General features: G+C 72.5%; 11 protein-coding genes and 1 pseudogene. 5 read left to right on the top strand and 7 right to left on the bottom strand.

Annotated elements, in window-relative coordinates:
- Window positions 1-329 precede the first annotated feature (329 nt).
- Entirely contained in the window at window positions 330-2,555 is a 2,226-nt protein-coding gene (locus ACH4D5_RS17680) for an acetate--CoA ligase family protein (RefSeq protein ID WP_398303152.1), read from the top strand.
- A 112-nt stretch (window positions 2,556-2,667) separates the two neighbouring features.
- On the top strand, window positions 2,668-3,531 hold the full coding sequence (locus ACH4D5_RS17675; RefSeq protein ID WP_398303151.1) for an enoyl-CoA hydratase/isomerase family protein: 864 nt from the start codon (window positions 2,668-2,670) through the stop codon (window positions 3,529-3,531).
- A gap of 60 nt (window positions 3,532-3,591) precedes the next feature.
- Here ACH4D5_RS17675 and ACH4D5_RS17670 read toward each other — a convergent pair whose 3' ends face one another.
- On the bottom strand, window positions 3,592-4,461 hold the full coding sequence (locus tag ACH4D5_RS17670; protein WP_398303149.1) for a hypothetical protein: 870 nt from the start codon (window positions 4,459-4,461) through the stop codon (window positions 3,592-3,594).
- Window positions 4,462-4,544: 83 nt separating this feature from the next.
- Here ACH4D5_RS17670 and ACH4D5_RS17665 point away from each other — a divergent pair, with 83 nt between their 5' ends.
- The gene (locus tag ACH4D5_RS17665; RefSeq protein ID WP_398303146.1) at window positions 4,545-5,195 is read left to right on the top strand and encodes a flavin reductase family protein; all 651 of its coding nucleotides are present in this window, start codon (window positions 4,545-4,547) and stop codon (window positions 5,193-5,195) included.
- Between the two features lie 15 nt (window positions 5,196-5,210).
- Here ACH4D5_RS17665 and ACH4D5_RS17660 read toward each other — a convergent pair whose 3' ends face one another.
- Window positions 5,211-6,527, bottom strand: coding sequence for an MFS transporter (locus ACH4D5_RS17660; protein ID WP_398303144.1), 1,317 nt, complete (start codon window positions 6,525-6,527; stop codon window positions 5,211-5,213).
- A gap of 71 nt (window positions 6,528-6,598) precedes the next feature.
- On the opposite strand from ACH4D5_RS17660, the gene ACH4D5_RS17655 reads away from it, so the two are divergent.
- Window positions 6,599-7,588 (top strand): GlxA family transcriptional regulator, encoded by a 990-nt coding sequence (locus ACH4D5_RS17655; protein ID WP_398303142.1) that lies wholly within the window; start codon window positions 6,599-6,601, stop codon window positions 7,586-7,588.
- Here ACH4D5_RS17655 and ACH4D5_RS17650 read toward each other — a convergent pair.
- The 4 genes from ACH4D5_RS17650 to ACH4D5_RS17635 form a co-directional block, all read right to left on the bottom strand.
- Complete coding sequence (locus tag ACH4D5_RS17650; protein WP_398303140.1) at window positions 7,520-8,770, bottom strand: MFS transporter; 1,251 nt, start codon at window positions 8,768-8,770, stop codon at window positions 7,520-7,522. The two genes, ACH4D5_RS17655 and ACH4D5_RS17650, sit on opposite strands and share 69 nt — an antisense overlap.
- Window positions 8,771-8,843: 73 nt before the next feature.
- Window positions 8,844-9,893 (bottom strand): Zn-dependent alcohol dehydrogenase, encoded by a 1,050-nt coding sequence (locus ACH4D5_RS17645; protein WP_398303138.1) that lies wholly within the window; start codon window positions 9,891-9,893, stop codon window positions 8,844-8,846.
- A 12-nt stretch (window positions 9,894-9,905) separates the two neighbouring features.
- Window positions 9,906-11,132 carry an acyl-CoA dehydrogenase family protein gene (locus ACH4D5_RS17640; RefSeq protein WP_398303135.1) on the bottom strand — a complete coding sequence of 409 codons (1,227 nt, stop codon included), beginning with the start codon at window positions 11,130-11,132 and terminating at the stop codon, window positions 9,906-9,908.
- Window positions 11,133-11,165: 33 nt separating this feature from the next.
- A complete protein-coding gene (locus ACH4D5_RS17635; RefSeq protein ID WP_398303133.1) occupies window positions 11,166-12,089 on the bottom strand; it encodes an SDR family NAD(P)-dependent oxidoreductase in 924 nt (307 codons plus the stop codon).
- A gap of 83 nt (window positions 12,090-12,172) precedes the next feature.
- Here ACH4D5_RS17635 and ACH4D5_RS17630 point away from each other — a divergent pair, with 83 nt between their 5' ends.
- Window positions 12,173-13,117, top strand: a complete 945-nt coding sequence (locus ACH4D5_RS17630; RefSeq protein ID WP_398303131.1) for a cyclase family protein — start codon at window positions 12,173-12,175, stop codon at window positions 13,115-13,117.
- A 651-nt stretch (window positions 13,118-13,768) separates the two neighbouring features.
- Here the strand turns inward: ACH4D5_RS17630 and ACH4D5_RS17625 are convergent.
- A pseudogene (locus ACH4D5_RS17625) lies at window positions 13,769-14,194 on the bottom strand (ATP-binding protein); the annotation flags it as partial.
- Between the last annotated feature and the right edge of the window lie 458 nt (window positions 14,195-14,652).

Below are 14,652 nucleotides of genomic sequence, written 5' to 3'. Positions count from 1 at the left end.
CTGGTGGGCCGGGCACCCCGGGATAGGCCACCCGCAGGATGCGCCTTTCAGGCGCGGGGGGCTGTCGGGGGGGGCTATCGGGGGAGGCCGCCCGCAGGGCGCCTCCCAGGGGCGCGGGGAACTGCGCGCCCAGCCACAACCAACCCGCGGCCGATTCACGACCTTGGCACCGCAAGGATCCTGCGCTTCCGTAGACGAGGCGGACGACCGCGCCCCACCCACCCCGCCCCGCCGGAGGCTTTACGTGCAGCACCGTTCCTGACGAAGCGTCAGTTGCGTAACCTGACTGTGCGTCAGATACGTGCTGTCACACAGGAGCGGGCGGACCGATGCTTGGATCGACTCACGGCACCTTCACCACCGACCCCCGCCGCGCACACGTCGTGGCCTGCGGCGAACTCCCTCCCGGCGCCGTCCACGGCCGGGCCGTCACGGCGGACGACCTGGACGTCAGCGGCCGGCCGCTGTACTCCGGCGTACCCGACCTGGACCGCTTCTTCCGCCCGAACTCCGTCGCCGTCATCGGCGCCTCGGACGCCGAGGGCCGGCCCAACACCGGCATCACCCGCCAGCTCATCGCCTGGGCCGAGCGGGTCGGCGCGCGTCTGCACCCCGTGCACCCCACGCGTCAGTCGGTTTTCGGCATCCCCTGCTTCCCCTCTGTCGCGGACCTGCCGGAACAGGTCGACCTCGCCGTCCTGCTGGTCGGCGACCCGCTGCCCGTCATCGAGCGGCTCGCCGAGGAGAAGGTGCGGTTCGCCGTCGCCTTCGCCTCCGGGTTCGCCGAGACCGGGGAGGAGGGAGCCGCCGCCCAGGCCCGCCTCGCCGCCGCCGTCCAGCGCTCGGGCCTCCGGCTGCTCGGCCCGAACACCAACCTCAACGCCTTCGAGCACTTCCGTGAGGACCTCGAAGGGCCCGCCGTCGCCCTCATCACCCAGTCCGGCCACCAGGGCCGCCCCGTCTTCGCGATGCAGGAGCTCGGCGTCCGCCTCTCCCACTGGGCGCCCACCGGCAACGAAGCCGACCTGGAGACCTCCGACTTCATCTCCTACTTCGCCGAACGGCCCGAGGTCGGCGCCATAGCCTGCTACATCGAGGGACTCAAGGACGGCCGCGCCTTCCTGCTCGCCGCCGACCGGGCGGCCCGGCGCGGCGTGCCCGTCGTCGCCGTGAAGGTCGGCCGCACCGAGACCGGCGCCCGCACGGCCGCCTCACACACCGGCAAACTGACCGGCGCCGACACGGTGGTGGACGCGGCGATGCGGCAGTTCGGCGTGATCCGCGTCGACGGACTCGACGAACTCCAGGACACCGCCGCCCTGTTGGCGCGGGCCCGCACACCGCGGGCCGACGGGGTCGCCGTCTATTCGATCTCGGGCGGCACGGGCGCGCACTTCTCGGACCTGGCGACGGAGGCCGGCCTCTCCCTGCCCACCCTCTCCGCCGCCAAGCAGGCGGAGCTGCACCAGTGGATACCCGAGTACCTGAACGTCGCCAACCCCGTCGACAACGGCGGGCACCCCGTCGGCGACTGGCGCGGCCGCAAGATCATCGACGCGATCCTCGACGACCCGCAGGTGGGGGTGCTGATCTGCCCGATCACCGGCCCCTTCCCGCCGATGAGCGACAAGCTCGCGCAGGACCTGGTGGACGCGGCGGAGCAGACGGACAAGCTGGTGTGCGTGGTGTGGGGCTCGCCCGTCGGCACCGAGGACGCCTATCGCAGGACGCTCCTCGGCTCCTCGCGCGTCGCCACCTTCCGCACCTTCGCCAACTGCATCACGGCGGTGCGCGCGCATCTGGACCACCACCGCTTCACGACCGGCTACCGCTCCCCCTTCGACGAGGCGCCGCGCACGCCGTCCCCCTCCTTCCGCAAGGCGCAGGCCCTGATGCGGCCCGGCCAGCAGCTCAGCGAGCACGCGGCGAAGCAGCTGCTGCGCGCGTACGGCATCAGGGTGCCTCGGGAGCAGTTGGTGACCAGCGCGGCGGCGGCCGTCCGGGCGGCCGGGCTCGTCGGCTATCCGGTCGTCATGAAGGCGTCGGGGCCGCAGCTCGCGCACAAGACCGAGCTGGGGCTCGTGAAGATCGGGCTGACCTCGGCGAGCCAGGTGCGGGACGCCTATCGGGAGCTGACGGACATCGCCCGCTACGAGGACGTCCCGCTGGACGGCGTCCTCGTCTGTCAGATGGTCGAGCCGGGCGTCGAGATGGTCGTCGGCGTCACGCACGACGCGCTCTTCGGGCCGACGGTGACGGTCGGGCTCGGCGGCGTACTCGTCGAGGTGCTGCGGGACGTGGCCGTGCGGGTGCCGCCCTTCGGCGAGGACCAGGCGAAGGCGATGCTGTCCGAGCTGCGCGGGCGCGCGCTCCTCGACGGGGTCAGAGGGGCGGCTCCCGCCGACGTCGACGCGCTCGTGGAAGTCGTCCTGCGGGTGCAGCGCATGGCCCTTGAACTCGGTGACGACCTCGCGGAGCTGGACATCAATCCCCTGATGGTGCTGCCGCGCGGGCAGGGAGCCGTCGCCCTCGACGCGCTCGCCGTCTGCCGCTAGGCCACCCCCGCCCCGCGCCCGGAGCCGCCCGCACGCCGTCCGCGCCAATGCCGACATCAACGCCCGTGTCCGTGCCCGCACCCGTCCCCGTACACAACGGAGCCACTCCCCCATGACAGCCTCCCCCGGACCCGTCGAACCCCTCGAACCTCTCGACTCATTGATACGGCACACCACTGACAACGTCGTCTCGTGGATCACGCTGAACCGGCCGGAAGCCCTGAACGCCCTCACCCCTGACCAGCGCGAATGCGTCATCGGCCTGCTCGGCGAGGCCTCCGGCGACCCCGCCGTACGGGCCGTCGTGATCACCGCGACCGGCAAGGGATTCTGCGCGGGAGCCGACCTGCGCGGGGCGAGCGGGGCGAGCGGGGCGCCCGGAGCATCCGGGGCCTCCGGTTCGGGCGAGCGCGTGCCCGGTGACGTCGCCCGCACCATCCGCCAGGGCGCGCAGCGGCTCGTCGCCGCGGTCCTCGACTGCGAGAAGCCGGTGATCGCCGCGGTGAACGGCACCGCCGCCGGCATCGGCGCCCACCTGGCGTTCGCCTGCGACCTGGTCATCGCCGCCGAACCGGCCCGATTCATCGAGGTGTTCGTGCGCCGCGGCCTCGTGCCGGACGGCGGCGGCGCCTATCTGCTGCCCCGGCTGATCGGACCGCAGCGCGCCAAGGAGCTGATGTTCTTCGGGGACTCCCTGTCCGCCGCCGACGCCGAACGGATGGGGCTCGTCAACCGCGTCGTACCGGCCGACGAGCTGGAGAAGACGGCACGGGAGTGGGCGCAGCGGCTCGCGGCCGGTCCGACCCGCGCCCTCGCCCTGACCAAGCAACTGGTCAACGCGTCCCTGGAGTCGGACCGCGCGACGGCCTTCGCGGCCGAGGCGGCGGCCCAGGAGATCAACATGACCACGGCGGACGCGAGGGAAGGCGTGAGCAGCTTCGTCGAGCGCCGCACCCCGTCGTACCGGGGCCGCTGACGCCCACCCGCAACCGGCTGCCCCTCTCCCCCTATCCCCTCCGCAAGATCCCCTCTCCCCCTATCCCCTCCGCAAGATCTCGACCTCGGGAGAGTCCGGGTCGCCCGAGGTCACGAAGAGTTCGAGGTCGTCCTGCGTGCCCCCGATGATCCAGGCGGGGCTCGCCCCGCACTCCGCGCCGCGCCCTTCGAGCAGGACCGCGGGCCGGTGCAGGACGGTGTCGACGCCCACCTTCCAGGCGGCGTCGGCGTCGCAGCCGCGCAACTCCGCACGGCCGCTCCCGTACAGCCGCAGCTCGGCCTCGCCTCCCTCGCCGCGCCAGACGCCGGCCAGCTGACCGGTGGTCGGCCGCGGGGGCTCGTACTCCTTGATGAATCCGGTCAGCGTGGCCACGACGGCCGCGCCGACGATCGTGGCGCACAGGCCGAGCGAGGCGAGTCCGGAGAGGATCCAGACCTTGCGCAGCGGCCTGCCGAGGCGTTCCTCGCGCCGTCGGCAGTACGCGACGTTCAGTGCGGGCACCACTCCGCTCGCCGCGATCCACAGCGCGAGGGCGACGAAGGGGGCGCCGAGCGCGGCGAAGGGCGCGGCCCACGCGGCGCCGACCGGCAGCAGACAACCGAGCGACCAGGCCCACTCCGGGCCGCGTCCGCGTCCCCACCGGGTGGCGGCGGCCCGGCGTCCGAGCCGGCAGGCCGGGAGCGTCAGCACAGCCGCGTGCAGCAGGCCGAGGAGCGGCAGGAGCAGCGGCGCGAAGAGGACGACGCAGGCCAGACCGATGGCGGGGCCGCCCGCCGCGCCGTACGTGTCGTCGTCGAGCGACAGCACGAAGGCCACCGCTCCGGCCACCGGCAGCTGTGCCGCGCACGCCGCCCCGGCGGCCCGCATGTTCGCATCGCCCCAGGTCCGGCGCGTACTCCCCCGCTTCATGGGGCTGAAGATACGCGTGGGCCTGCAGCGATTCGGCCACACCCTTCCCATCTGACGCCCCGTCAGCTTCAATGGGCGATGTGATGGGACACGCAGGGATGGCGGCCACCGCTGTTCGATACCTCAGGTCGGTCGGGGCCCGCACCACCACGGCCCCCGTCGAGGCGCTACCCCGCCCTCAGCTGCGCGCGGTCGGCGACGACGAGCGGGCACCACTCGACCGCGGCGAGTTCCGGCGCGTGCTCGGGAACTTCGCGACGGGCGTCACCGTGATCACGGCCCCCGCCCCGGTCTCCCCCGCGGCGGACACCGGAGCCGGCGGCGAGGACCCCGGCGGCCCCGCCGGCTTCGCCTGCCAGTCCTTCGCCTCGCTCTCCCTCGACCCGCCCCTGGTCTCCTTCTCGGTGGCGCGTACGTCGACGACGTGGCCGCGCATCGCGCGCGCGGGCGTCTTCTGCGTCAACATCCTCGGCGCCGACCAGGGCGAGCTCTGCCGCGCCTTCGCGGTGAGCGGCGCCGACAAGTTCGCCGGGGTGGAGTACGACGCGGCGCCGGTCTCCGGCTCGCCGCGCCTGGCCGGGGCGCCGGCCTGGGTCGACTGCACGATCCAGGCGGTGCACACGGGCGGCGACCACCTCATCGTGGTGGGCCGGGTGGACGCCCTCGGCGCGACCGAGGACGCCGCCGATCCGCTCCTGTTCCACCGGGGCACGTTCGGCCGCTTCACCCGCTGACGCTCCCGGGACCGCTCAGGCGGCCACCGCCGCGGGCTCGGACTCGCGCCGCCGGATCACCAGCGCCATCAGCGCCGCCGCCGCGCACAGCGCCCCGGAGGCGTACCAGACCACGTCGTACGAGCCGAAGGCGTCCCGCGCCACACCCCCGAGGAACGCGACCAGGGCCGCGCCCACCTGGTGCGAGGCGAGGACCCAGCCGAAGACGATCGCGCTGTCGTCGCCGTACTGCTCGCGGCAGAGGGCGAGGGTCGGCGGGACGGTGGCGACCCAGTCCAGGCCGTAGAAGACGATGAAGAAGATCATCGGCGGGTGGACGGTCGGCGCGAGCAGGATCGGCAGGAAGAGGAGCGAGACGCCGCGCAGCGCGTAGTAGACGGCGAGCAGCCGCCGCGCGTCGAAGCGGTCCGTGAACCAGCCCGACGCGATCGTCCCGATGATGTCGAAGACGCCGATGACCGCGAGCAGCGACGCGGCGGCCGTGACGGGCATGTGGTGGTCGTGCGCGGCGGGCACGAAGTGGGTCTGGATGAGCCCGTTCGTCGAGGCGCCGCAGATCGCGAAGGTGCCGGCGAGCAGCCAGAAGGGGCCCGTGCGGGCGGCCTTGAAGAGGACCGTGACGGCGCGGCGCGCGGCGCCGGGGACGGGTGCCGGCTTGGCCACGAACTCCTTCGAGCCGTACGGCTTGAGGCCGACGTCGGCCGGGTGGTCCCGGAGGAGCAGCCAGACGAAGGGGACGACGACCAGGGCGGCGAGGGCGACCGTCACGGTGGCGGGCCGCCACTTGTGCGTCTCGACGATCCAGGAGAGGAGCGGCAGGAAGATCAGCTGGCCCGACGCGGAGGCGGCGGTGAGGATGCCGGTGACCAGGCCGCGCCGTTCGGTGAACCACCGGTTGGTGACCGTGGCGGCGAAGGCGAGCGCCATCGAGCCGGAGCCGAGCCCGACGAGCAGACCCCAGCAGAGCAGCAGCTGCCACGCGGAGTCCATCCACACGGTGAGGCCGGAGCCGCTCGCGATCACGATCAGGGCGACCGCGACGACCTTGCGGATGCCGTAGCGGTCCATGAGCGCGGCGGCGAACGGCGCGGTGAGGCCGTACAGCGCGAGGTTGAGGGAGACCGCGAGCCCGACCGTGCCGCGCGACCAGCCGAATTCGTCGTTCAGCGGGTCGAAGAGGAGACCGGGCAGCGAGCGGAACGCGGCGGCGCCGATGATCGTCACGAAGGTGACGGCGGCGACGAACCACGCGCGGTGGATACGAGGGGTACGGCGCCGGGGCGTGCTGCCCGGCGGGGTGGTGCGCGCGGGCGTCTCGGTTGTCTGGGTCACGTCATTCAGGATCCGAAAACGGTACGTGCCGAACGAGTGGCCCGAGGGACAGCATTCGCTAGGATCGGGCCATGCCCTCATCGCCCGACCGGCACCGTGTCGTCGTCCTCGCCCTGGACGGCGTGATCCCCTTCGAACTGGGCATCCCCCAGCGGATCTTCAAGGGAGCGCGTACGCCCGAGATGCGGCGCTTGTACGAGGTCGTGACGTGCTCGGTGCGTCCACCGGGGCCGATCCGCACGGACGCCGACTTCTCGATCCTGGTCGAACACGGGCCGGAGGCGCTGGCCACCGCGGACACCGTCGTGATCCCCGCGTCGTACGAACTCGGCCCGGTGTACGAGGAGGGCCGCCTCACCGAAGAGCTGACGGCGGCCCTCGCCCACATCAGGCCGGGCACCCGGCTGGTCTCCATCTGCACCGGCGGCTACATCCTGGCCGCCGCCGGGCTCCTCGACGGCCGCCCGGCGACCACGCACTGGTCGTCCGCCGAGCACTTCCAGCGGCTCTTCCCCAAGGTCAGGGTGGACGCGGACGTGCTGTTCATCGACGACGGTGACGTCCTGACGTCGGCGGGCGTGGCCGCGGGCATCGACCTCTGCCTCCATGTCGTACGCCGGGACCACGGCACCGCCGTCGCCAACGAGGTGGCCCGCCGCACCGTCGTACCGCCCCACCGCGACGGCGGCCAGGCGCAGTACATCCACCGGCCCCTGCCCGAGCCGCAGGTGGCGACGACGCGGACGGCACGGGCCTGGGCGCTGGGCCGCCTCGACCAGCCGCTGCAACTGCGCGACATGGCGGAGCAGGAGTCGATGTCGGTCCGCACCTTCACGCGGCGGTTCCGCGAGGAGGTCGGCATCAGCCCCGGCCAGTGGCTGACGCAGCAGCGCGTGGAACGGGCGCGCCACCTCCTCGAATCCACCGACCTCTCCGTCGACCAGGTGGCGCGGGACGCGGGGTTCGGCACGGCACAGTCGATGCGGCAGCACCTACAGGCCGCGCTCGGAGTCACCCCCACCGCCTACCGCCGCACCTTCCGCGACGTCACCCCCGCCTGACCCCCCGCCGCCCGAACGACCGCCTTCCAGCGGTTTCGCCTCCCCCAGCACACCGATCACGGTCAGGACGACGCCGAGCGCCACGCCCGCCAGAATCGCCGTCGACGGCGGGACGACGCTCAGCAGCCCACCGGCCAGCGAGCCGCTCGCGGCGTAACCGGCGCCGACGGCCGCGTACATCACCGAATAGCCCGCGGCGAGGGCGCTGGGCGGCAGCAGCTCGCGCAGCGACAGGTTCCGGGTGAGCATGGCGCCCGCCTGCAACACCCCGGCGACCGCGAGCACACCGAACATCCAGCCGACGCCCGGCACCACGGCGACCAGGCCCAGGCACCCGCAGAGACCGGACATCAACACCATGCTCTGCGTCCGCAGCCGCCCCGGCCACCGCCGCAGCCCGTACACGAACGACCCGGCGGCCGACCCCACCGCGAGCCCCGCGAGGAGCGGGCCCGCCCACCCGACGGCGATGCCGCGCTGCTCCAGCAGGGCGGGCAGCACCAGCTCCGCGAGAGCGAGCATCGACAGGCTGGCCGCCCCCGTCACGAAGACGGGCCAGGCCCGCACGAGGATCCGCGCCATGGACTCGCCGCCCCGGTCGTCCGCGTCCGACTCCCACCCCGCGGGCAGCATCCACAGCCCCGCCACGGACGCACCCATGAGCAGTCCGGCCAGCAGCAACGGCAGCACCGCCGAGACCCCCAGCGCGAGCCCGGTGACGGCGGCCGGCGCCACCGCCCAGATCGCGAAGGTCAGCATCGACTCGACCGCAAGCGCCTGGGCGACGGCCTTCTCCGGCACGAGACCGGTCAGCAGCGCGCGCAGGCCGCCGGGCGCGGCGGCGGGGCCGGCACCGGCGAGGAAGGCGAGGCTCCCCAGCACGACGGGGTGCGCGTTCGGCAGGGCGCCGAGCCCCACGAAGGCGAGGGCCCCCACGCCGAGTCCCACAGCGAGCTGCGGGCGCGCTCTCTCGGCCCGTATCCGCATCCCGAGCAGCGGGGCGCCGATGATCTCTCCCACGACGTACGCCGCGGCGAGGGCCGCGCCCAGGACATAGCCGCCCGGGCGCTCCCGTACGAGGAAGACGAGGGCGAGGGGCGCGGCCGCCACAGGCATCCGCGCACCCACGGCCACAATCCCCCACCGCGCGACTCCCCCTGACACAACCTCCCGATATCCCATCCCCCGACGCTAACGACCCCGGCGCCTCGCTTGCCTCCGGATAACCGGGGCGGGAGGCGTCCCTCTCGGAACGTCAGAACGTCAGTACCCCCCGCGCCACCCGCCCCGCCCCCGCGTCCTCCGCTGCCTTGGGGAAGTCCTCCAAGGGGTAGGTCGCCGTCACCAGTTCGTCCAGGAGGAGTTGGCCGCTGCGGTACAGCTCCGCGTACAGGGCGAAATCGCGCTGCGGGCGTGAACTCCCGTAGCGGCAGCCCAGGATCGACTTGTCCAGGAACATCGACGCGACCACGAACGACGCCTCGGCCGTCGCCCCCGGCATCCCGAGCAGCACCGCCTGCCCGTGCCGGTCCAGGAGGTCCACCGCCTCCCGCACCAGTTCCACCCGCCCCACACACTCGAACGCGTGGTCCGCCCCGTCCGGTAGCACATCGCGGACGCCCTCCGTGGAGGGCAGGAAGTGCGTCGCCCCGAACCTCCGCGCCACCCCCTCCTTCTCCGGATTCGCGTCGACCGCCACGATCGTGCCCGCCCCCGCGATCCGCGCCCCCTGCAGCACATTGAGCCCGATCCCGCCCGTGCCGATCACCACCACCGAGTCCCCCCTCCCGACCCGGGCGCGGTTGAGCGCGGCCCCCACCCCCGTCACCACGGCGCACCCGATCAGCGCCGCCGACGTCAGCGGCACGTCATCCGCGATCTTCACGGCCTGCACCGCCTTGACGATCGTCCGTTCCGCGAAGGCGGAGTTCGCCGCGAACTGATACACCGGCTCCCCGCCCCGGGAAAACGGCTGATCCGGCATCCCGATGGCCCGCCGGCACATCGTCGGCCGCCCCCGATGACACTCACCGCACGTCCCACAGTTGGCGATCGTGGAGAGAGCCACATGGTCCCCGGGCGCCACATGGGCCACCCCCTCCCCCACCGCCTCCACGACCCCCGCCCCCTCATGCCCGAGCACCACCGGCGACGGAAACGGAATCGTCCCGTCGATCACCGAGAGATCGCTGTGACACAGCCCCGCCGCGGCCATCGCGACCAAGACCTCCCCGGGCCCCGGTGCCCGTATCTCCAGGTCGTCGACGACCTCGACCCGCGCCCCGTCGAACACGACACCCCTCATCACGCACACCCCTCACCGAGGCCCTCTGGCCTCTCTCGGCAGACCGAGCACGCGCTCGGCGATGATGTTCCGCTGCACCTCGTCCGACCCGCCGTAGATGGTGTCGGCCCGGCTGAAGAGGAACAGCCGCTGGGTGGCGTCGAGTTCGTACGGTGTCTCCGACGACCAGTTCCGCGGTCCCACGGCAGCGGCAGCCCCCCGCACCTCCATCGCCAGCTCCCCGAGCCGCTGATGCCACCGCCCCCACAGCAACTTGGCCACGCTCGGCGCCCCCGGACCAGCCGAGGCCCCCGAACCCGCCGAACCCCCCAGCGTCCGCAGCGCGTTCCAGCGCATCACCCGCAGCTCCGCCCACTGCCGCACCATCCGCTCCCGGACCACCGGGTCCCCCACCGCCCCGGACGTCACGGCCTCCCGTACGACGGCCGCCAGTTCCTCCGCGAAGCCGATCTGCTGGACGAGCGTGGAGACACCCCGTTCGAAGCCGAGCAGGCCCATCGCGACCCGCCACCCGTTGCCCACGCCACCCACCACGTGCTCGGCACGCGCGCGTGCGCCGTCGAAGAAGACCTCGTTGAACTCGCTGGTCCCCGTCAGCTGCCGGATGGGCCGCACCTCGATCCGGCCGGGCTGATCCATGGGTATCAGCAGGAGGGACAACCCGCGATGGCCCGGCCCCTCACCTCGCTCCTCCGTCCGCGCCAGCACGAAGCACCAGTCGGCCTCCTGCGCCAACGACGTCCAGATCTTCTGCCCGGTGACCCGGAAGAACCCCGCCCCGTCCCGCACCGCCCGCGTCCGCACGCCCGCCAGGTCGGACCCGGCCCCGGGCTCGCTGTACCCCTGGCACCACAGCGCCTCGCCCCGGGCGATCGCGGGCAGGAACGCGTCCCGCTGCTCCTGGGTCCCGTACGCCAGGAGCGTCGGCGCGAGGAGGTTCTCCCCGATGTGCCCGTACCGTCCGGGCGCCTTGGCCCGCGCGTACTCCTCGGCCCACACCACCTGCTGGGTCAGCGTCGCTTCCCGGTTGCCGTACGGGCCCGGCCCCCACCCGAGGCCGATCCAGCCCCCCTCCCCCAACTCCCGCTCCCACGCCCGCCGCACCGCACCGCCCTCGTGCTCGCTGCCGGGGCCGCCCCGCCCCACCGCGGCGGCGAACTCACCGGTCAGGTGTTCCGCGAGCCAGGCCCGCGCCTCCGCGCGGAACTCCTCGTCCTCGGGCCCGAATCCGAAATCCACAGCCCTGCCCCGCTCTGCCCTCCCCCGCCCCGCCTACGCGTCCGGCCGTTCCCGGCCGGCCTTCGCCTCCGCCGCCGCCTTAGCCATCGCCTCCAGCTGCGCCAGCATCGGCATCGGGTCGGTGCCCACCGTCCCCGGCAGGAAGTCTGCGATCTTCTCCGGGGTCCACGCCCCCTCGGCGTACCCTGCGCGCAGCTCACGCGGCTGTGCCCATACGGCGATCTTGGAACCGGCGATCGTGTAGACCTGCCCGGTGATCTCCTCCTCGCGGGCCCGGTCGCTCAGGAGATAGACGACCAGCGCGGCGACGTCCTCCGGCTCCCCGATCTCCTTCAGCTCCATCGGTACGTTCGCGGACATCCGCGTCCGCGCGACGGGCGCGACCGCGTTGGCCGTCACCCCGTACTTGTGCAGGCCCAGCGCGGCACTCCGCACCAGCGAGATGATTCCGCCTTTCGCGGCGCTGTAGTTGGCCTGCGCGACGGATCCCTGGTGGTTGCCGCTGGTGAAGCCGATCAAGGTGCCCGAGCCCTGCTTCCGCATGACCGCCGACGCGGCGCGGAAGACGGTGAAGGTGCCCTTCAGGTGGGTCGCGACGACCGGGTCCCACTCCTCCTCGGACATGTTGAACAGCATCCGTTCGCGCAGGATCCCGGCGACGCACACCACTCCGTCGACGCGCCCGTACTCGGCGAGCGCGACGTCGACGATCCGCTGCCCGCCGGCCATGGTCGAGATGTCGTCGGCGACGGCGACGGCCTCCCCGCCGGCCGCCTCGATCTCCTTGACGACCGCGTCGGCCACCGCGCTGGTCGGCTCGGCGCCTTCCATCGAGACGCCGTAGTCGTTGACGACGACCTTCGCGCCCTCGGCCGCGGCGGCGAGCGCGACGGCCCTGCCGATACCGCGCCCGGCGCCGGTCACGGCCACCACCTTGCCTGCCAAGAAGTTCCCCACGCCGGCCCCTTCCCGCGGTTTCTGACGGACCGTTAGATTCTATGGCCCGTCAGATACCGGAAGACAAGCCCCGGGGAGCACTCATGTCAGACGCAGGCCCATCGCCACTGCCCGCCGAGTTCCACGACATCGCCAAGCGTGTGAACAACTGGGGGCGCTGGGGCGCCGACGACGAGCTCGGCACCCTCAACCTCGTCGCCGACGAGGTCGTACGCGCGGCCGCCGCCGAGATCCGCTCGGGCCACCGCGTCCCGCTCGCGCTCCCGCTCCAGGAGGACGGCGTGCAGACGGGCCTGATCCCGGGCCGTGTGAACCCCCTGCACACCATGGTGCAGATCAACCAGGAGCTGTTCGGCCCCGGCACGGTCGCCACCAGCGACGACGCGGTGACGATGGGCCTGCAGACGGCCACCCACTGGGACGCCCTCACCCACGCGTCGCACTCGGGGAAGATCTACAACGGCCGCCCCGCGCACAGCATCACCGCCCACACACGGGCCCGGTTCAGCGGCATCGACAAGGTCCCGCACATCGTCTCGCGCGGCGTCCTGCTCGACGTCGCACGCGCCAAGGGCCTCGACCGGCTGCCCGGCGACCACGCCGTCACCCCGGAAGACCTGGACGAGGCCGCGGAGTTCGGGGGCGTGACGGTCCGTGCGGGCGACATCGTGCTCGTACGTACGGGACAGATCCAGGTCTATCTCGCGGGCGACAAGCACGCGTACGGCCATCCGTCGCCGGGCCTCTCGCTGCGCACGCCCGAGTGGTTCCATGCGCGGGACGTGGCGGCGGTCGCGAACGACACCCTCACCTTCGAGATCTTCCCGCCGGAGGTCGAGAACCTGTGGCTGCCCGTGCACGCTCTCCACCTGGTCGAGATGGGGATGCTGCAGGGCCAGAACTGGAATCTGGAAAACTTGTCCACAGCCTGTGCACAAGTTTCCCGCTACACCTTCCTGCTGTCCGCGATGCCCGAGCCGTTCGTCGGCGGGACGGGCACGCCGGTGGCGCCGGTCGCCGTACTGTGAACACCGGTCCCGCCGACGCCGCTTCCACCAGGACCGCTTTCGCACCGGACGGCGGCGCGTCGGCCTGCGCCCCGAGCGCGCCGCCGCGCACGCCGCCGTCCGGTTCCGGCACTCGGTCCCGTCCTGTGCACCTGCGCGGCCACGAAGGGACTGACGCCGAACGCGCGACCCACACTTCGTCAAGGATCTCCGTCACCGGGCACCCTCGACGTCCCCTCGCAGCGAATCGCTGCACACAAGCGTGATCAATCGGACACGGCACGTCAACAGCGCACCGTGGCACACGACGGCGCATACGGGCTCGAAGTCAGACCGTCAGCACGTCAGGCTGTCGGCACGTAAGGACGTCAGCACGTCAGGACGTCAGACCGCTTCGTAGGCGACGTCGACGTCGCCATAAGCCGCCCTGTTGTAGACCGTCCTGCCATAGACCCCGTACACGCCATAGGTCTGCCCGCCGTAGACGGCGCCCGCCCCGTCGCACGCCGTCACGCCGTGGGGCGCCACGCCGTGGGCCGTGACGTCGCAGCCCACGGTGTCGTAGGCCGCTGTGTCGTGGGCCGCGGCGTTACAGGTGACCGTGTCACAGCCCGTCGCGTCGTACGCCGACGCTTCATGGGTCGTCCCCTCGAACGCGACCGCCGCGACACCGGGCTCGCACCGGTCCACCTCGCACCAGATGCTCTTGCCCGTGCCCTCCGGGCGCCAGCCCCAGCGGTCGGCGAGGCCGTCGACGAGCTCCAGGCCGCGGCCATTGGTGTCGTCGCCGTGCGCATGACGCTGCGCCGGGGGCCGGGCGCTCCTGTCGACCACCTCGACCCGGACCGTCCCCGCCCCGTCGCCCGCATCGGCCGCGTCGGCCGGGGAGCCGGGGAGCAGCATGCGCAGTACAGCCGGACACCCGGTGTGCACCACGGCGTTGGTCACGAGTTCCGAGATCAACAGGATCAGGGTCTCGGCCACTGGCTCGTCGGCTTCTATCCCGGAGCCCGCCAGTCGTGAACGGGCCCAACGCCTGGCCCGTCCCACTTCCGCGGGGTCGGCCCCGACCTCCAGCTGAACTTGAAGCACCTGCACCGCTCACACCATCCGAACCGGCGGACACATCGCCTCGCGACTCCACAGGGTCACCGAACGTGATCCCCTTGGGAGACAGCATGATTGACGTTCAGTCACCCCAACAAGCGCTTCGGGCATATTCCAGCGCGAAGGAGTACGCGTGCTGCATACTGTGCGACGCGCGCCGCGGGGGGTCGAACAGGCGGCGGCGTAGCCCCGCCCTGTCCTGCGAACGGCGCGCACCGCCGGGTCCGGGGCCGCCCCATGGGCAACACCGGCATGGCTCGGCCTCAGAACCATTCGCATCTCACACAAGGTACCCGAGCCGGACACCGACTCCATGCCGTGACGAGTCTCGCGTAGGACACAACCCGATATCGACGCTGAGTAGTCTTCGCGCGGGCAGGGTTCACCCCATGGAACACCGGGACAAATGGCCTGATATCGGGCAGACCAATTTCTCCTCAGCACCGCCG

This window comes from Streptomyces sp. NPDC018029, from assembly GCF_044327655.1.
Lineage (GTDB): Bacteria > Actinomycetota > Actinomycetes > Streptomycetales > Streptomycetaceae > Streptomyces.
This window is presented reverse-complemented; position numbering and strand designations above follow the sequence as displayed.